The 17,647-nt window shown below is 70.7% G+C and carries 19 protein-coding genes; 5 read left to right on the forward strand and 14 right to left on the reverse strand.

Going from position 1 to position 17,647, the window contains the following annotated elements:
- Positions 1 to 65: 65 nt before the first annotated feature.
- The 6 genes from BR39_RS0116615 to BR39_RS0116640 all read right to left on the reverse strand — a co-directional run bounded on the left by BR39_RS0116615 (position 66) and on the right by BR39_RS0116640 (position 5,089).
- On the reverse strand, positions 66 to 506 hold the full coding sequence (locus BR39_RS0116615) for a glycine zipper 2TM domain-containing protein (RefSeq protein ID WP_029914182.1): 441 nt from the start codon (positions 504 to 506) through the stop codon (positions 66 to 68).
- Positions 507 to 640: 134 nt separating this feature from the next.
- Complete coding sequence (locus tag BR39_RS0116620; protein WP_029914184.1) at positions 641 to 1,585, reverse strand: DMT family transporter; 945 nt, start codon at positions 1,583 to 1,585, stop codon at positions 641 to 643.
- 67 nt (positions 1,586 to 1,652) lie between these two features.
- Positions 1,653 to 2,312, reverse strand: a complete 660-nt coding sequence (locus tag BR39_RS0116625) for a glutathione S-transferase family protein (protein WP_029914186.1) — start codon at positions 2,310 to 2,312, stop codon at positions 1,653 to 1,655.
- 130 nt (positions 2,313 to 2,442) lie between these two features.
- Entirely contained in the window at positions 2,443 to 3,183 is a 741-nt protein-coding gene (locus tag BR39_RS0116630; RefSeq protein WP_029914188.1) for an AraC family transcriptional regulator, read from the reverse strand.
- A 22-nt stretch (positions 3,184 to 3,205) separates the two neighbouring features.
- A complete protein-coding gene (locus BR39_RS0116635; protein ID WP_029914190.1) occupies positions 3,206 to 3,667 on the reverse strand; it encodes a hypothetical protein in 462 nt (153 codons plus the stop codon).
- Between the two features lie 174 nt (positions 3,668 to 3,841).
- Entirely contained in the window at positions 3,842 to 5,089 is a 1,248-nt protein-coding gene (locus tag BR39_RS0116640; protein WP_029914192.1) for an aspartate kinase, read from the reverse strand.
- Between the two features lie 182 nt (positions 5,090 to 5,271).
- Between BR39_RS0116640 and ubiG the strand changes: the two genes are divergently transcribed.
- The 3 genes from ubiG to BR39_RS0116655 all read left to right on the forward strand — a co-directional run bounded on the left by ubiG (position 5,272) and on the right by BR39_RS0116655 (position 7,665).
- Positions 5,272 to 6,048 carry a bifunctional 2-polyprenyl-6-hydroxyphenol methylase/3-demethylubiquinol 3-O-methyltransferase UbiG gene (gene ubiG / locus BR39_RS0116645; protein ID WP_029914194.1) on the forward strand — a complete coding sequence of 259 codons (777 nt, stop codon included), beginning with the start codon at positions 5,272 to 5,274 and terminating at the stop codon, positions 6,046 to 6,048.
- A 130-nt stretch (positions 6,049 to 6,178) separates the two neighbouring features.
- Positions 6,179 to 7,216, forward strand: a complete 1,038-nt coding sequence (locus tag BR39_RS0116650) for a glycine zipper 2TM domain-containing protein (RefSeq protein ID WP_029914195.1) — start codon at positions 6,179 to 6,181, stop codon at positions 7,214 to 7,216.
- A 137-nt stretch (positions 7,217 to 7,353) separates the two neighbouring features.
- A complete protein-coding gene (locus tag BR39_RS0116655; RefSeq protein ID WP_029914197.1) occupies positions 7,354 to 7,665 on the forward strand; it encodes a glycine zipper 2TM domain-containing protein in 312 nt (103 codons plus the stop codon).
- Positions 7,666 to 7,821: 156 nt separating this feature from the next.
- Here the strand turns inward: BR39_RS0116655 and BR39_RS0116660 are convergent, their stop codons facing one another.
- Complete coding sequence (locus BR39_RS0116660; protein ID WP_029914199.1) at positions 7,822 to 9,255, reverse strand: LytTR family DNA-binding domain-containing protein; 1,434 nt, start codon at positions 9,253 to 9,255, stop codon at positions 7,822 to 7,824.
- 112 nt (positions 9,256 to 9,367) lie between these two features.
- On the opposite strand from BR39_RS0116660, the gene BR39_RS0116665 reads away from it, so the two are divergent.
- Positions 9,368 to 10,837, forward strand: a complete 1,470-nt coding sequence (locus tag BR39_RS0116665; RefSeq protein WP_029914201.1) for an alpha/beta hydrolase — start codon at positions 9,368 to 9,370, stop codon at positions 10,835 to 10,837.
- 6 nt (positions 10,838 to 10,843) lie between these two features.
- Here the strand turns inward: BR39_RS0116665 and BR39_RS0116670 are convergent, their stop codons facing one another.
- The 4 genes from BR39_RS0116670 to BR39_RS0116685 are packed head-to-tail and all read right to left on the reverse strand — an operon-like array spanning position 10,844 to position 13,181.
- A complete protein-coding gene (locus BR39_RS0116670; protein WP_029914203.1) occupies positions 10,844 to 11,278 on the reverse strand; it encodes a DUF1178 family protein in 435 nt (144 codons plus the stop codon).
- A 16-nt stretch (positions 11,279 to 11,294) separates the two neighbouring features.
- Positions 11,295 to 12,119, reverse strand: a complete 825-nt coding sequence (locus BR39_RS0116675) for a carbon-nitrogen hydrolase family protein (protein WP_029914206.1) — start codon at positions 12,117 to 12,119, stop codon at positions 11,295 to 11,297.
- Positions 12,116 to 12,370 (reverse strand): glutaredoxin 3, encoded by a 255-nt coding sequence (gene grxC, locus BR39_RS0116680; protein ID WP_029914208.1) that lies wholly within the window; start codon positions 12,368 to 12,370, stop codon positions 12,116 to 12,118. Before grxC ends, BR39_RS0116675 begins: the two co-directional genes overlap by 4 nt.
- A gap of 31 nt (positions 12,371 to 12,401) precedes the next feature.
- Entirely contained in the window at positions 12,402 to 13,181 is a 780-nt protein-coding gene (locus BR39_RS0116685; protein ID WP_029914210.1) for a ComF family protein, read from the reverse strand.
- Here BR39_RS0116685 and BR39_RS0116690 point away from each other — a divergent pair.
- A complete protein-coding gene (locus BR39_RS0116690; protein ID WP_029914212.1) occupies positions 13,180 to 14,094 on the forward strand; it encodes a methyltransferase domain-containing protein in 915 nt (304 codons plus the stop codon). The genes BR39_RS0116685 and BR39_RS0116690 overlap by 2 nt on opposite strands.
- A gap of 88 nt (positions 14,095 to 14,182) precedes the next feature.
- Here BR39_RS0116690 and mutT read toward each other — a convergent pair whose 3' ends face one another.
- The 3 genes from mutT to BR39_RS0116705 are packed head-to-tail and all read right to left on the reverse strand — an operon-like array spanning position 14,183 to position 17,577.
- Entirely contained in the window at positions 14,183 to 14,593 is a 411-nt protein-coding gene (mutT, locus tag BR39_RS0116695) for an 8-oxo-dGTP diphosphatase MutT (protein WP_029914214.1), read from the reverse strand.
- Between the two features lie 51 nt (positions 14,594 to 14,644).
- A complete protein-coding gene (locus BR39_RS0116700; protein WP_029914216.1) occupies positions 14,645 to 16,285 on the reverse strand; it encodes a glycoside hydrolase family 43 protein in 1,641 nt (546 codons plus the stop codon).
- A gap of 8 nt (positions 16,286 to 16,293) precedes the next feature.
- Positions 16,294 to 17,577 carry an MFS transporter gene (locus tag BR39_RS0116705; protein ID WP_029914218.1) on the reverse strand — a complete coding sequence of 428 codons (1,284 nt, stop codon included), beginning with the start codon at positions 17,575 to 17,577 and terminating at the stop codon, positions 16,294 to 16,296.
- Positions 17,578 to 17,647: the final 70 nt, after the last annotated feature.

The raw sequence follows: 17,647 nt of genomic DNA on the forward strand, positions 1-17,647 counted from the left end.
GGTTCGCGCACGAAAAAGGCGCCGCCCCCGAAGGGACGGCGCCGGTGGTTTCGCCTGGAAGGCCGTTAGCGGCGCTGGCCGTAATAGCCGTTCCCGTACTGGCCGCCGCTGTAGCGGTAGCCGGTGTTGTAGCGGTCGTCGCGATGGTCGCGCCCATAGCCGCTGTTGTAGCCCGACTGGCCGTAGCCGTTGTTGTAGCCGTAGCCGCTGTTGTAGCCCGACCCGTAGCCGTAGCGCGGGTCGCGATAGCCGCTGGAATAGCGGTGATCGCGGTCGTTGCTGCCGGTCGAGGCGCCCAGGGCGGCCCCGGCGACGGCGCCGATGGCGATGCCGCCCTTGTCGCCGTCCGACAGCGCCGCGCCGGCGATGCCGCCGATCAGGGCGCCGATGATGGCGCGTTCGGTCTTGTTGCTCTTGTCGCCGGCGAAGGCGGCCGAGGCGGGCAGGACCAGGGCGCCGGTGACGGCCGCGGCGACGGCGATCTTCGTGAACTTGGTGGTCTTCATGGCACTTGCTCCATTCGGAAGCGTCATGTCCGGGGAAGTCCGGTTCGGCGCTGTTGGAGCCTTTGTCGCAAAGTCGCCTTGAACCCGATCTGAACGGTGATGTTCAGCTTACAGTCATGTTTGCGGCGAGCCCCCTACTCCGCCGGATGGGCTTCCGCCGAAGGTCGATGCAGGTGCACCGACCACAGCACGCCGGCCAGCATCAGGACGATCGCCGCGGCCTCCAGCGGCAGCGGCCAGCGGGCGTCGTGCAGGAAACCGTAGACCAGGGCGAACAGGGTCTCGAACACGATCAGTTGGCCCGACAAGGACAACGGCAGCAGGCGGCTGGCGGCGTTCCACAGGCCGTTGCCGATCACCGAGGCGCCCAGGGCCACGGCCAGGCTGACGCCCCAGAACAGCATCCAGTCGGCCGGGACATGCGGGGTCGCGCCCAGGAAGGCCGGGATCACCAGCAGCAGCGAGAGCAGACCCGTGACCACGCCGGTCAGCAGCGACCACTCGTGGCTGTTGAAGCGGGGCGTGGCGGCCAGGCGGCGGGCGTTCCACACGGCGTAGACGGTCCACGTGGCCAGGGCGCCGACCGCCGCCAGCAGGCCCAGGACCAGGCGGCCCACACCGATCCCGGCGGTGGTCTGGAACGCGGCGACGTTGATGCAGACCACGCCGGCGGCGACCAGCAGCAGCGGCGCGGCCAGCTTCCGGAGCGCCACGCCTTCGCCGGGTTTCGCGCCGACCAGGGTGATGGTGACTGGTAGCAGGCCGATGATCAGCGAGGCCGGGGCGACGCCGGCGATCTGCACCGCGACCGCCAGGCCCACATAGTAGACGATGTTGCCCAGCAGGCTCAGGCCCGCCAGGTCGCGCCAGTCGGCCAGGGTCAGACGCGCCAGCACCGAGCGGGCGCTGGGGACCAGCAGGGCCGCCGAGGCCAGGCCGTAGCAGAGATAGCGCCCGGCGGTCATCTGCAGCGGGGTGAAGGCGTGCAGCAGCTTGGGGGCCAGGAACACCCCGCCCCAGAACGCCCCGGCGACGAGGCCGCAGAGGAGTCCGATCACGAGGCGCTGGCGCGGGGTCATGCCCGCGACGTAGCAGAGCCGGCTCCGGGAAGCTTGGCGAAACCTCCCGGAGCCTTGGCGAAACCTCCTACTCGGCCGGCTCCAGCGCCGCCTCGAACGGCGCCGTCTGGGCCGCCAGGGCGCGCTGGAAGGCCGGACGGGCCTCGCAGCGGCGGACATAGGCGTCCAGCACGGGATTGCCGGTGACCAGATCGGTCTCGCGCGCCAGACGCAGCACGGTGGTCATCATCAGGTCGGCGGCGGTGAAGCGTTCGTCGGCCAGGTATTCGCGGCCCTTCAGCCAGGCGGCCAGGCCTTCCAGCCGCCGGATCGCGAAGGCCTCAGCCCCCGGCCGGCGCGCCTTGGCCCAGGCTTCCTCGGTGAAGAGGATGTCGATCAGGAACAGGTTCTGCAGGGCCGGCTCGACCGAGTTCAGGGCGGCGATCAGCCAGGTGTGCATCCGCAGCCGCGCCTCCGGATCGGAGGGCGACAGGACGGGCGACTTCTCGGCGATGTGCAGCACGATGGCGCCGCTCTCGAACATCACGAAATCGCCGTCCTGGATGTAGGGCACCTGGCCGAACGGCTGGATCGCCCGGTAGGCGGGGCTGTCCTGTTCGCCCTGGTCCAGCAGGCGGGCTTCGTAGGGAATTCCCGCCTCTTCCAGCGCCCAACGGACGCGAAGGTCGCGGACCAGTCCCTTGGCGAAGGGCGGGACCGAGCGGAAAGCACTCACCGTGATCATCATGCGGCTCCTCGTTGCGAGGCCCCGGCGGGGCCTTCGAAGAGAAGTCGCGCCGGGGGGCGCGATTTCGACATCGAGGGTTCAAAATTTCCCTGGATTCCGCTCATCCCGGCGAATGCCGGGATGAGCGGATTTAGGAGGCGCCGCGCCGCCAGGCCGCCGGGGTCACGCCCAGCCGCGCCTTCATCGCCCGGGTCAGGGCGCTCTGGTCGGCATGGCCGGTACGCACGGCGATCTCGGCGATCGACAGCCGGGTCCCGGTCAGCAGGCGCTGGGCGGCGCGCAGCCGGGTGTCGGCCAGCTGGCCGTGCGGCGAGCGGCCGAACGCCGCCGCGAAGCCGGCGAAGAACCGGCTCTGGCTCATCCCCGCCTCGGCCGCCATCTCGGCGACGGCCAGGGGCCGGGCGAAGTCGCGCTCGATCAGGGCGGCGGCGCGAGCCAGGCGCGGGTCGGGTCCGGGCCCGCCGGCCGCCAGGGCCCGCAACAGCAACGGCGCCCACAGGGCGGCCACCTCGTCCTCGACCTGCCGCGCCGCGTCGCCGCAGACGAAGTCCAGCAGCCCGCGCACCGGGGCGTTGACCGGCAGGAAGGTGCGTTCGCGCAGGGCTTCGAACGGGGCGATCAGGGCCGCGCCGATGTCGGCCACCACGAACAGGTTGTCGCCGTCGGCGGCGAAGGCGTGGCGGGTTCCGCACGGGACCAGCACCGCCTGGCCGGCCTGGACCCGGCCGCCGCGGCCATCGACCTCCATCTCCAGCACGCCCCGGCGCGGCAGGACGATCTGGTCGAAGTCGTCGTGGGCGTGAGCGTCGCCGTCGGCGCCGTAGCGGCGGAGGGAGAGCTGGGCGGGGCGGCCGTTCAGTCCATCGTGCATCGCCGCCGCCTTCCCTGTTCCGTCAGCCGTGCCCCGGCAGGGCCAGCGGCTCGCTGATGGCCTCGACCAATTGCTTGGCCTGCTCGACCGCGCCTTCGATGTCGCGCTCGATGAACGCCACCTCGGCGTCCGTCAGGGGATGTGGGGCGGCGATGACCTCGCGCAAATAGGCGCGCTTCTCGGGCTCGGTCATGGTCCACCAGCCGACGGTGTGGCCTTCCTCGATGACCGCGTCGCCCATGGCCAGCAGGTCGTCCTCGTCGAAGATCGGCCGGCCCGGCTGTTCGGGGAACCACTGGCCGTCGTCGGGCAGGACGCGGTCCAGCTTGCGCAGCAGCGCCGCCAGCCACGGACTGACCAGCAGGGGCTTCTCGTAGCCGTCGCCGAACTTGGCCCGCAGCAGCAGGTCGTAAAGCAGCTCCAGCCCGGCCTCGCCCTCGAAGGTGACGGACTTCTTCTCGGGATCGAAATGGAAGACCGACATGGAGGCTCCTGGAGGATGACGTTTTGACGTCATAACGTCAGAAGGCGACATTTCGCTAACGCCGAGGGACGCCCCCTCCGGCCCTTCGGGCCACCTCCCCCAGAGGGGGAGGATCTACGCCGAACAGATGCTCCCCCTCTGGGGGAGCTGTCGCGCAGCGACTGAGGGGGGTCTCTAGAGCTGGTCCAGCCCATACGCCGCGTGCAGCGCGCGCACGGCCAACTCGGTGTAGGCCGCGTCGATCAGGACCGAGATCTTGATCTCCGAGGTCGAGATGACCTGGATGTTGATGTTCTTCTCGGCCAGGGCCTGGAACATCGACTGGGCGACGCCGGCGTGCGAGCGCATGCCCACGCCGATCACCGACACCTTGGCCACGTCCTCGTTCACGGCCACGTCCTCGAAGCCGATCTCCTTCTGGGCGGCGCGGACGATCTCGACGGCGCGGACGGCGTCGCGCTTGCCGACGGTGAACTCCATGTTGGCGGTGTCGGCGCTGCGGGCGCGCGACTGCACGATCATATCGACGTTCACGTTGGCGTCGGCCAGGCGGCCGAAGATCTGCGACGACACGCCCGGATGGTCGGGCAGGCCCAGCAGGGTGATCTTGGCTTCGTCGCGGCTATAGGCGACGCCCGAGACGATGCGCTTTTCCATGATTTCTTCCTCGTCGCAGACGATCGTACCTTGGCCCGGGGCTTCGCCCGGCTCGACGAAACTCGACAGCACCCGCACCGGGACGCGATGGGCCATGGCCATCTCGACCGAACGGGTCTGCAGCACCTTGGCCCCCAGAGAGGCCATTTCCAGCATTTCCTCGTAGGAGATCTTGGCCAGGCGCTTGGCCTTGCTCTCGATCCGAGGGTCGGTCGTGTAGACGCCGTCGACGTCCGTATAGATGTCGCAGTCACCCTTCAGGGCCGCGGCGATGGCCACGGCGCTGGTGTCCGAGCCGCCCCGGCCCAGGGTGGTGATGCGCTGGTCGGGGGTCACGCCCTGGAAGCCGGCGATCACGGCGATCTGGCCGGCCGCGAAACAGGCCTCCAGATTGGCCGGCGGGATGTCCTCGATGCGGGCGCGGCCGTGGGCGTCGTCGGTCAAGATCGGCACCTGCCAGCCCAGGAACGAGCGGGCGTTCAGGCCCATGTTGCGCAGGGTCATGGCCAGCAGGCCGGCCGTGACCTGCTCGCCCGAGGCGACGACGGCGTCGTACTCATCGTCCGACTCCGGCAGCCCCTGGGCCGCGCGGCCCGAGCCGTCCGTCCAGGCGACCAGTTCGTTGGTCTTGCCCGACATGGCCGAGACCACCACCGCCACCTGCTTGCCCGTGGCCACTTCGGCCGCGACCAGGCGCGCCACCCGGCGGATGCGCTCCAGGTCGGCCACCGAGGTGCCGCCGAACTTCATCACCAGACGTGACACGCCCTACCCCTGAAAAACCTAAGGTCAATTCTTGCGCCGGGGGCGGACGAACCGCGCCGCTCGCGCAAGCCGCGGTCTTCTAGCGGCGCAGCGGCGCAACGGCAATGTCGCGGACGTGTCTTTTTCGTCGGGTGCGACGTCTCGCCCTGTGCCGCTCGCCGTGTCGTTGCTAAATGAGGACCATGAGCCAGTCCGCCGACGCGCCCCCCTCCGCCGGAAACGCCCCCTCCTGGAGCATCGACCCCGCCGACGTGGCGCGGTTCTCGGCCATCGCGGCGGAGTGGTGGGACCCGCGCGGCAAGTTCGCGCCGCTGCATGTGTTCAACCCCTGCCGGCTGGGCTTCATCCGCGAGCAGGCGCTGGCACGGTTCGACCGCGACGGCAACGCCCGCACGCCGTTCGAGGGCCTGACCCTGCTGGACATCGGGTGCGGCGGCGGCCTGCTCAGCGAGCCGATGGCGCGGCTGGGCTTCACGGTCACGGCCGTCGACGCCTCGGAGAACAACATCAAGACCGCCGCCGCCCACGCCGCCGAGCAGGGGCTGGCGATCGGCTACCGTCCCGCCACCGCCGAGCAGCTGCTGGCCGAGGGCGCGGGGCCGTTCGACGTGGTGCTGACCATGGAGGTCATCGAGCACGTGGCCGATCCGGGCGAATTCCTGCGCACCTGCTCGCGGCTGCTCAAGCCCGGCGGCCTGATGATCGTCGCCACCCTGAACCGCACGCTGAAGGCCCTGGCCCTGGCCAAGATCGGCGCCGAGTACGTGCTGCGCTGGGTGCCGCCCGGCACCCACGACTGGAAGCAGTTCCTGAAACCCGACGAACTGCGCGCCTTCCTGGCCGGCGAGCCGGTGGACGTCAAAGGCCCGTTCGGCGTGGCCTACAACCCGCTGACCGGCCGCTGGAGCCGCTCGGCCGACGTCGACATCAACTACATGATGACGGTGACCAAGGACTGAGGCCCGCTCCGGCGCCTGACGGAACCTGTACCGCCGCCGCGCCTTCTATTGGCCAGGGACATCCCAACAAGGATTGGCGGCCGTAATCGGGGGCCGAGCGTCGATCCGTTCGTCGGAACGGAGAGCAACCATGACTTCCAAGACCACTGTGTGGCTGATGGCCTCGGCCGTCGCCCTGAGCGCGGCCGCGCCTGTACTGGCCCAGTCGGCCGACGCGGCCTATCGCCAACGCCTGGAGACTTACGGCGACCAGCGCGCCGTCTACGACGCCCAGAGCGCCGACTATCGGGAGCAGCAGCGCGACTACGACCGCGACCGCTCCAAGTACCTTAGCGACAAGGCCGACTACGACCGCCGCTACGGCGCCGGCGCCTACGACCGTCGTTATCCGGAATACGCCACGCGCTTCGACAGCCCCAGCTACAACAGCAGCTCGGACTATTATCGCGAGCAGACCGCGTTCGAGCACGATCGCCAGGTCTATGAGGACACCCGCCGCGACTACGACCGTCGCAACGGCTACGGCGCCTATGACCGGCGCTATCCCGACCAGGCCCGGCGCTTCAGCGTCAGCGGCCAGGCCTACACCACCAGCAACAGCGACTATCTGAGCCAGCGCGCCCAGTACGACCGCGACCGGGCCGACTACGAGCGGGCCCGCGCCGACTACGACCGCCGCTACGGCTCGGGCGCCTATGACCGCCGCTATCCCGACTACGCCACGCGCTACGGCGCGCCGTACGCGGGAAGCTATGGCGACGACGTGTCCTACAACGCCCCCTGCCGGAGCGACGCCAAGAAGAACGCCACCGCCGGCGGCGTGATCGGGGCCCTGGTCGGCGCCGTGGCCGGCTCGAACCTGGCCGCCCGCAACGCCAAACCGGAAGGCACGGTGCTGGGCGCCCTGGTCGGGGCCGGCGTCGGCGCCAGCATCGGCAACGCCTCCAGCAAGGGCCGCTGCGACGCCAACGGCCAGTACTGGACCTATGACGACACCGTCGCCTATCGCGAAAGCAGCCGCTATCGCGCCAGCTCCAGCAGCGTCTACAGCGACTACAGCCGCCGCTGCCGCCTGGCCCCGGCCGACACCGACTACAACGGCCGTGTCGAGACCCGCTATGTCCGCGTCTGCCCCGACAGCGCCGGCCGCTATCGCGTCCAGGGCTAAAGTCTGAACGGGGATGAACGGAGGCGTCGGAGCCGCTTCATCCCCGGTTCAGGTCGGAAAGCCGACACTGATCGAACCCAATACGAGCTTGGGCGTTCATTGCGCTCAAGGATCACAAACCAAGAACGGAGCTCGCCATGCGCGCCCAACTCAAGACCCTCGCCGTCGTCGTCGCCCTCGGCTTCACGGCGTCCACCGTCGCGGTCACCGCGGCCGAAGCCCAGACCCGCCACAAGGTCTGGGTCTGCAAGAGCACCAAGAGCGCCCGTAACAAGGGCACGGTGATCGGCGCCCTGTCGGGCGGCACGCTCGGCGCGGTCGTCGCGGGCCACGGCAACAAGACCGAAGGCGCCCTGCTGGGCGGCGCGGTCGGCGCGGTCGCCGGCAACCAGATCGCCAAGAAGAACTCGAAGAACAAGAACTGCCACTACGAGTACCGCTACTACTAGAGCTTGGCAGCCGAAAGTGGATGCCGGTTTCGGCGTCCGCCATGCTCTAAGCTGTTAATGGAGCCCGGCTTTTAGCCAGGCTCCGGGCGGCCCCGCAAAGGCAGGTCGGGCGAAGGGGACGGGAAACCGTCCCCTTTTGCCTGTCCCGCGCGTCGGTCAGCCCGTCGCACGCAGCAGGACCGCCTCGTCGAGGGCCTCGCGCAGGGCCTGCAGGCGGGATCGGCTGACGGGCAGCGGCGGGCCCTCGCGCATGTGAAGGCGGCCGCCGCCGTTCTGCCGTTCGAGCCGCTGGACCTGGGCCAGATTGGCGATCACCGACCGATGAACCCGTAGGAAGCTCGGCGGCAGCTGGACCTCCAGCTGGTCGAGACGCGCGGCGTGCAGCAGGTCGCGTCCGCCGACCAGTCGCAGCTCGGCGTAGTCGTCGGCCCCCACCACCGCCAGGATCTCGGCGACCGGCACCAGCTCGACCCCGCGCGCGGAGGCCACGGTCAGCCGGTCGGGACGGCTGGCGGCTCGGGTCAGGGCGGCCTCGCGCCCACGATCGTCGCGGCCCAGCCGAACGACCTCGGCCATCAGCAACGGCACGACCAGTCCGGCGGCGAGCAGGAAGTAGGACAGGTCCACCAGCCACTCGGGAAACCCGACGGCCAGGACCAGGAACAGCGCCAGATAGGCCAGGGCCGGCCGCGCCCCGGGCAGGCGCTTGCGGACCCCGACCGCGGCGGCGACCCCGGCCAAGATCACGCCGATCAGCAAAGCCAGTCCGGTCTTGAGGTCGAAGCCGGGCGCCAGGGCGGTGAGGCCGACGGCGACCGCGCCCAGGACGGTCATCCGCCGACGCGCCCCAGGCAGAAAGCGGCCTGCGGCGTAGGCCACCAGCATGATCGAGAAGGCGCCTGACAGCGCCCAGATCGCGCTCATCCGCCAGGCGTGCAGGGGATAGGCGTAGGAGACCAGCGCCCGAAGGCTCTCCACGACGGCTTGCAGGGCCGCGACCGCCGCCATCGCGGCCAGGACCAGACTCGACCCCGTGCGACGCAGGGCATGGATCACGCCGAAGCCGAACGCCGCGGCCACCAGCGCGCCGGCCGCGGCGAAGGTCACCGCCAGCAGCGGAATGTGGGCCGAATAGGGATAGGGCCCGACCGTCGCCGACATGATCGGGCGATCGAAACGCAGGCCGCCGCGGAAGGACGACATGTGCATCACGACCACGTTCGCCCCCGGCCGCCAGGCGGTCTCGGCGATCGGCATGGCGATCTGGTAGCGCCCCGGGACCTCGGCGCGGGCGTCGGCGGCGGGACGGCCGTTGGCGCCGAGCCTTCGGCCGTTCAGCCAGACCTCGGACGAGGCGACGCCCGCGATGTAGAACGCCTGGGGACGCGTATCCGTCGGCGCGGGCAGGGCTGCGCGGAGCCAGATCTCGCGACCTTGGGGATCGATCGCGCCGTCCAGCGGACGGCAGTCGGTCAGGACCGGACCGTCAGCGCCCGGAGCGCCACGACAGGCCTGCCACGGCAGATCGTTGGCCCTGGCCAGGGTCGCGAAACCGGCCAGGAGGCCGGCGAGGAGAAGGGTTCGCCACATGGCGTCAGTCTAGGGCGCCGCTCGCCGAGATGCGTGGCCATTCACCGACCGGGACGCGCCGTTGACCGAACCGCCCCGGACAAATCGGCGCCGTCCCGGCTCTGTCGGCGGCATGAACAGCACATCCCTTCACCGCCGCGCCCTGCTCGCCTCGGGCTTCGCCACAGGTCTGGCCGCCGGCCTCGCCCTTCCGACGCTCGCCTCGGCCCAGCCCGCTTCCAGCCAGGCCCAGCCGGGACCGCTCCGCTTCAAGAGCCGCGGCGGCCAGGAGCTCGATGCCGAGCGGGGCTTCTTCGAGGTCCCGGAGGACCGTCGCGATCCCCGCTCGCGCCGCATCCGCCTGAGCTATGTCCGCTTCCGGTCGACGGCGGCCAGGCCCGGCCCGCCGATCGTCTATCTGGCCGGCGGCCCCGGCGGCACGGCGACCGGCGCGGCGGCCGGACCGCGCTTTCCGATCTTCATGGCCCTGCGCGAGGTGGCCGACGTGATCGCCTTCGACCAACGGGGCACGGGGCTGTCGAACGCCATCCCGGCGCGGCCGGCCTCGACGCGGCCGCCGCCGGTGTTCACGGAGGCCGGGCTGACCGCCTGGTTCCGCGCCGAGTTCCAGGAGGCCTGGCTAGACTGGACCAAGGCCGGCGTGGCCATGACCGGCTACAACACCGCCCAGAACGCCGACGACATCGACGACCTGCGCCATCACCTGGGCGTGGAGAAGGTCGATCTCTGGGGCATCAGCTACGGCTCGCACCTGGCCCTCAGCGCGCTCAAGCGGCACGGCGACCGGATCAACCGCGTGGCCCTGGCCAGCCTGGAGGGCCAGGACCAGACGGTGAAGCGGCCAGCGGCGATCGACCGCTTCCTGCGCCAGGTGGACGCCCTGCTGGACGCCGACCCGGCGGTCCGCGCCGCGGTCCCCGACCTGCCCGCGCTGATGCGCCGCGTCCACGCGAGGCTGGAGGCCCAGCCGGCCGTGACGAAGGTCACGCTGAAGGGCGCGCCGGGCGAGATCGCGATGGGCGGCTTCGGCGTCCAGATGCTGGCGGGCGGACTGATCGCCAATCCCAACACCCTGGCCCTCCTACCGAGCCTGTACCTGGCCCTCGACGCCGGACGGACCGATGTGCTGGCGCCGTTCCTGGGCGACGTGGCCGACCTGCTGAGCGTGACCGGCATGCCCGAGGCCACGGACCTGGCGTCGGGGATTTCGCCGGGCCGGCTGGCCCTGGTCCGGCGCGAGGCGAAGGCCGCCGTGCTGGGCGAGGCGCTGAACTTCCCGATGCCGCAGCTGCTGGGCGCGGTTCCGGGAGCCGATCTGGGCGAAGGCTTCCGGGCGTCGCTGCGCATCGACCACCCCGCCCTGCTGGTCGCCGGCTCGCTGGACGGCCGCACGCCGCTGGCCGAACAGGACGTGGTGGCGGCCCAGTTCACGCATAAGTCCCGGGTGATCGTCGAGAACGCCGGCCACAACGTCTTCGAGGCCCATCCCGACGTGCAGGGCCTGCTGGTGCGGTTCTTCCGCGGCGAGGCCGTGGCCGACACCCGGCTGAGCCTGCCGCCACCGAAGTTCCGCCTGGCGTAGCGGGTCCTAGTTGACCTCGGTCTTCTTCGGCGCGGCCGGCGGCAGGGGCGCGATCTTGACGCCGTCCTCGACCAGGGCCTTGACCTCCTTGGCCGAGGCCTCGCCGTAGATGCCGCGCTCCTCGGACTTGCCCTCGTGGATGTCGCGCGCCTCCTTGGCGAAGCGGTCGCCCACATAGTCGAAGTTCTCCTCGACCTGGCGGCGGACCTCGCCCATGGCGGTCATCATCATCTCGCGCATCTTCGGATCGACGGCGGGCGCGGACTTCTGGGCCTTCGTCCCCGCCACGGCGGGGGCCATGATCTGCTTGCGCACGCCCTTGGAGCCGCACAGCGGGCATTCCAGCAGTCCGCGCGCGGCCTGGTCGTCATAGTCGGACGACGAGCCGAACCAGCCTTCGAAGGCGTGGTCGTGATCGCAGCTGAGCGCGTACCTGATCATGGGAGAGATATAGGGACTACGGGCCCGTGAAGGTACGGGCGTTCTTGAGGGCCGGGATCGCCGCGCGGGCCTCGTCGACGGCCGCGAGATCGAGGTCGGCGATCAACACGCCCGGCTCGTCGTGGTCAAGTTTCCCGATCACCTCGCCCCAGGGGCCGACCGCGATCGAGCGGCCCCAGGTGCCCCGGCCGTCCTCGTGGAAGCCGCCTTGCGCCGCCGCGATAACGAACGAGCCGGTCTCGATGGCCCGGGCCCGCAGCAGGATGTCCCAGTGGGCCTCGCCCGTGGGCCGGGTGAAGGCGGCGGGCGCGGTCAGGACCTGGGCCCCGCCCAGCGCCAGGGCCCGGTGCAGGGCCGGGAAGCGCATGTCGTAGCAGATGGTCAGGCCGAAATTCGCCAGCGGCGTCTCGACCACCGCGGCCCGGTCGCCGGGCTCGTAGGTCGCCGACTCCCGCGCCGTCTCGCCGGTCGGCAGGTCGACGTCGAACATGTGCAGCTTGTCGTAGGTGGCCACGATCGCGCCGGTCGGGTCGATCACCGCCTGGCGGTTCGCCGCCTTGCCGTCCTCGCGCAGCACCAGGGCCGAACCGACGTCGATCCAGACGCCGAGCTCGCGGGCCAGGTCGCGCAGGCCGCGCACCACCAGGTCGTCCTCCAGCGAGACCAGGGTCGGCAGGAGCTTGGTGCGGTCCTTCTGCAGGACGTTGGTGCATTCCGGCGTCAGGATGAACCGGGCGTCCTGCGCCGCCGCCTCCCGCACCAGGGGCGCGACATGGGCCAGCGCCGCCGCGTGGGTGGCGGGCGTGCGGGTCTGGATCAGGCCGACTCGAAGCTGGGTCATGCGGCCAGAAGCGCGTCCAGCTTGCCCTCGCGCTCGAGGGCCATCATGTCGTCGCAGCCGCCGATGTGCTGCTCGCCCACGAAGATCTGCGGGAAGGTGGTGCGGCCCGAGCGGTCCATCATCTCCTTGCGCAGCGCCGGATCCATGCCCGCTTCGATCTCTGTGAAGTCGGCGCCCTTGTCGTTGAGCAGCTTCACGGCCCGCGAGCAGTAGCCGCAGAACGGACGGGTGTAGATGGTGACCTTGGCCATGGGGAATCCGTAACAGAAGTCGTTTCCGTCCTCATATAGGACGCGCTTGCATTTCTGTAACGCGCGCGACGACGGCGAGTGACACTTGTGTGGCGCCGGCCGCCAGCAGGGCCCGGGCGCAGCCCTCGGCCGTGGCGCCGGTGGTCAGGACGTCGTCGACCAGCAGCACCCGGCGGCCGATCACCCGGTGGCGGCGCCGTTCGGGCACGGCGAAGGCGGCGGCGACATTGCGGCGGCGGCCGTCGGCCGACTTGCCGCCCTGGCTGTCGGTATCGCGCCGGCGCACCAGGGCGTCGGGCAGATAGGTCCGGCCGGTCATGGCGCACAGCGGCCGGGCGATCTCGGCGGCCTGGTTGTAGCGGCGTTTCAGCAGGCGCGAGGGGTGCATGGGCACGGGGACCACCGCCTGCGCCTCGTCCAGAAGGTCGGCGGCGCTGCGCGACAGCCAGCGGGCGAACAGGCCCGACAGGTCGGTGCGATCGGCGTGCTTGAGCTTGAGGATCAGGTCGCGCGAGTGCTCGTCGTAGAGGCAGGCGGCCCGCGCCCGGGCGAAGGCGCGGGGTCTCGTCTGGCACAGGACGCAGCGGACCTCGCCGGCGTCGAAGGCGAAGGCCGCGCCGCAGCCGTCGCAGACCGGACCGTCCAGGAAGGTGATGCGGCTCCACGCCTGCGCCGACAGCCCCGAGGTCAGGGCCGCCCCGCCGTCGAAGGCGCGCGGCGGCAGGATCAGGTCCAGCATCCCCCGAGCGAACGCCGTAACGCCAGCAGGCGGTTTCCAAGAAGCGCGAGAAGCCCCATCTTGCGCCGACATGACCGCCGCCCCCCTGCTCTTCGACCGCGCCCTGCTGCGCGCCCGTCTCGACCGCGCCGCCCCCGGCTTCCAGGCCGCCGACTTCCTGAAGGCCCGCGCCGCCGAGGACGCCGTGCTGCGCCTGGAAGCGATCCTGCGGGAGTTTCCGGTGGCGGTCGACCTGGGAAGCCGAAACGGCGCTTTCTCGCGCGCCCTGGCCGAAAGCGACGCCCGCGCCAAGGTCGGCCTGCTGATCGAGACCGACCTGTCGGAGCGGATGCTGGCGGGCCGCGGCGGCGCGCAGGTCGTCGCCGACGAGGAACGCCTGCCGTTCGGCGACGAGACCCTGGACCTGGCCGTCTCGACCCTGGCCCTGCACTGGACCAACGACCTGGTCGGCGCCCTGATCCAGGTCCGCCGCGCGCTCAAGCCCGACGGCCTGTTCGTCGGCGCCCTGTTCGGCGGGGCCACCCTGACCGAGCTGCGCCAGGCCCTGCTGGCCGCCGAGGACGAGATCACCGGCGGAGCCTTCCCGCGCGTCTCGCCGTTCGCCGACACGGTCGACGCCGCGGGCCTGCTGCAGCGCGCCGGCTTCGCCCTGCCGGTGGCCGACAAGGACCGGGTCAAGGTGCGCTACGCCCACCCGCTGGCCCTGCTCAAGGACCTGCGGGCCATGGGCGAGACCAGCGTGCTGATCGACCGCTCGCGCAAGCCCCTGAGCCGCAAGGTGCTGTTCCGGGCGATGGAGATCTATCAGGCGCGCTTCGCCGAGCCCGACGGCCGGGTGCCGGCCACGTTCGAGATCATCACCGTCACCGGCTGGGCCCCGCACGAGCGCCAGCAGAAGCCCCTGCGCCCCGGCTCGGCCAAGATGCGCCTGGCGGATGCGCTGGGCACGGTGGAGCAGCCGGCGGGCGACAAGGCCGGGAGCTAGGGCGGTTTCTCAGCTTTGGATCGCCTTCTTGATCCGCTCATCCCGGCATTCGCCGGGATGAGCGGATAAGAGGGATAAGGCGGACGCTTCACAGCAGGTCGCGCAGCCAGGCGATCAGCGGCAGGTCGGCCGGCGGCATCGGATAGTCGGCCAGCTGGTCGGGCTTCACCCATTTCAGCGCCTCGTGCTCCTTGGCCGTGACCACGCCGTCCCAGCGCCGCAGCAGGTACAGCGGCATCAGCAGGTGGAAGGTCTCGTAGGTGTGCGAGGCGAAGACGAACGGCGCCAGGCAGGCCTGGGCGACCTTGATGTCCAGCTCCTCGTGCAGCTCGCGGATGAGGCACTGCTCGGGCGTCTCGCCCGGCTCGACCTTGCCGCCGGGAAACTCCCACAACCCCGCCAGCGACTTGCCCTGCGGGCGCCGGCAGATCAGCACGCGGCCGTCGACATCGATCAGGGCGGCGGCGGCGACGAGGACGGTGGGCTTGGGCGCGGTCATGGGGCGTTAGTTGAACGTCCAGAGCGGATTGGCAACCTTGAATCCCTCTCTCTATGAGAGAGGGATTTTCGCCTCGTACCCCCGCTCCACATAGCCGAACCCGTCGAAGTCGGCCGGCAGGGCCGTGCCCGAGGTGTCCTGGCAAGCCACGCCCACGAAGGCGCCGGTGAAGTTGGGGGCGCCCGGCGCGGTGGCCTCGTCCGACAGGATCGAGGCGTCGAACACCTGGGGCAGCCAGGTCCAGGCTTCGCCGTCCAGGCTCCACGCGAAGCGCAGGCGCTCGAAGTCGACCTCGACCCGCAGGTGGACCAGCCCCGCGTCGGGCAGCGGGATCGGGGTCGTGAAGGCGTCAGCCTGGGGGCTGTCGGGCAGGGCCGACATCACCTGCAGATGCCGCCCGTTCTCCTCGTCGCGCGACACGAACAGGTAGTGGAACTTGTTGGCTCCGTAATAGCAGACCAGCCCGGCCGCCTGCTGGTAGTGCGCGGGCGCGAAGTCCAGCACCGTGCGGGCGCTGTAGCAGAACGCTTGCTGGCGGCGGGCGACCAGGGCCTGGCGGAACGTGCTGCCGATGCTCTCGCGGCCGAACAGGCGCAGCCAGCCGGGCCGGGCCGTCAGGCTGAACAGCTGGTCGGGATAGGGCGAACGCAGCCACTGGAAGTCCAGGGGCAGGTCGGGACCGTCGAAGTCCTCCCAGGCCGGCGCGGTGGGCCACGGCGCGGGCGGCAGGCCGGGCGACGGCGGGTCCAGCTCGGGATCGCCCGAGCCGTCGCGGGTGCGCAGCCAGCCGTCCTCGCCCCAGGTCATCGGCTGGATCGCCGTCTCGCGGCCCAGCACGCAGCGGCCCCGATTGGGCAGCGGACGGCCGCACAGATAGGCCATCCAGGTCGTCCCGTCGGGCGTCTCGACGAGGTCGGCGTGGCCGGCCCGCTGCAGGGTCGCGTGCGGCCGGTCGCGGGCGGTCAGCACCGGACCGTCGGGGTGGAGCGCGTAGGGACCTTCCAGCGTCCGCGAGCGGGCCATGGTCACCGCGTGGCCGAAGCCCGTGCCGCCCTCGGCGGTGATCAGGTGGTACCAGCCGTCGCGCTTGTAGAGATGCGGCGCCTCGGTCAGGCCCAGCGGCGTGCCGGGGAAGATGTTGATGCGTTCGCCCACCAGCTTGGCGGCGAAGGCGTCGTATTCCTGGGCGACGATGCCGGCGAAGCGGTTGCGGCCCGGCCGGTGGTCCCACAGCATGTTCAGCAGCCACTTCCTGCCGTCGTCGTCGTGGAACAGCGAGGGATCGAAGCCGCTGCTGTTGAGGAACACCGGGTCGGACCACGGCCCCTCGATGTCGTCGGCGGTGACCAGGTAGTTGTGGAAGTCGCGCAGGGACGCGCCCGAGGCGCCGCCGGTCGTGGTGCGGCCGTAGCGCTTCACATCGGTGTAGATCAGCCAGAACTTGCCGTCGGCGTGGGTCAGGCACGGGGCCCAGACGCCGCAGCCGTCGGGCGCGCCCAGCATGTCCAGCTGGCTGGGCCGGATCAGGGGCCGGCTCAGCAGCCGCCAGTTCACCAGGTCGCGCGAGTGGTGGATCTGGACGCCCGGGAACCATTCGAAGGTCGAGGTGGCGACATAGTAGTCCTCGCCGACGCGGATGATCGACGGGTCGGGATTGAAGCCCCTCAGGATCGGGTTGGAGATCACGGACATCGGCGGCTCTAGAGGGCGGGAACGGTGACGGGCCGGGCGGCCGGAGGAGGGGCGGACTCGCGGACCAGGGCCCACAGCAGGGCGGCGCCGGCCAGGTCCAGCACGCCCAGGGCGACGAAGAACGGATCGTAGCCGATCCGGGCCACCAGGCCGCCGATCAGCAGCGAAAAGATCAGCAGGCCGAAATTGCCGCAGAACCCGGCCATGCCGGCCACGGTCGCCACCTCGCTCTTGCGGAACAGGTCGGACGACATGGTGATCACCGTCACCGACAGGGTCTGGTGGGCGAAGCCGCCCAGGCACAGCAGGGCGATGGCCACATAGGGGCTCTCGACCCGGCCGACGAACATCATGCCGGTCATCAGCAGGGCGCCCAGGGTGAAGGCCCAGCGGCGGGCGTTGATCAGGCTCACCCCGCGCTTCTGCAGGAACAGCACCACCGCGGGGCCGAACAGGCAGCCCAGGTCGGCCGCCACGAACGGCAGCCAGGCGAACAGGGCGATCTGCTTGAGGTCGAAATGGCGGACGGTGGTCAGGTACAGCGGGATCCAGAACGACAGCGTGCCCCAGGTGGGGTCGGCCAGGAACCTGGGCAGGGCGATGCCCCAGAAGTTGCGGCGAGTCATCAGGGTCAGGATCGACGGCTTGGCCCCGGCGTCGTCCAGGTGGGTCTCCTGGCCCGAAGCGATCAGATCGCGCTCGGCGTCGGAGAGGGCCTTGTGCTTGTCGGGCGACTGGTAGGCCGCCAGCCACAGCACCACCCAGACCAGGCCCAGGGCGCCGGCCACGAAGAAGGCCGCCCGCCAGTTCCAGACCAGGATCGACCAGGCCACCAGCGGCGGGGCCAGCACCGCGCCCATCGAGGCGCCGATGTTGAACATCCCGCCGGCGAAGCCGCGCTCCTTGGCCGGGAACCAGATCGACACCGCCTTCATCCCGGCCGGCTGGGCGCAGCCCTCGGCCACGCCCAACGCGCCGCGCAGACCCAGCAAGGCCTGCCAACTTCCCGCGAAGCCATGGGCCATGGTCAGCAGCGACCAGGCGGTGGCGAACAGGGCGAAGCCCAGCTTCAGGCCGATGGAGTCCAGCACGTAGCCGCACAGGGGCTGCAGCATGACCCCCAGCTGGAAGGCGCCGGTGATCCAGGAATATTCCTTAGGGCCGATATGCAGGTCGGCCAGCACGGTCGGGGCCGCGACGCCCAGGGTGCTGCGCGTCAGGTAGTTCAGCACCGCGCCCAGCATCACCAGGCCGATCATCCACCAGCGCAGGGCCCGGATCTTGCCGTTCATGCCTCTCTCCCCGACCCCGCCTGCCTTGGCGATGTCGCCGCGACGGTAGCGGTAACAGCCATAGACCGCC

The organism is Caulobacter sp. UNC358MFTsu5.1, assembly GCF_000712075.1.
Lineage (GTDB): Bacteria > Pseudomonadota > Alphaproteobacteria > Caulobacterales > Caulobacteraceae > Caulobacter.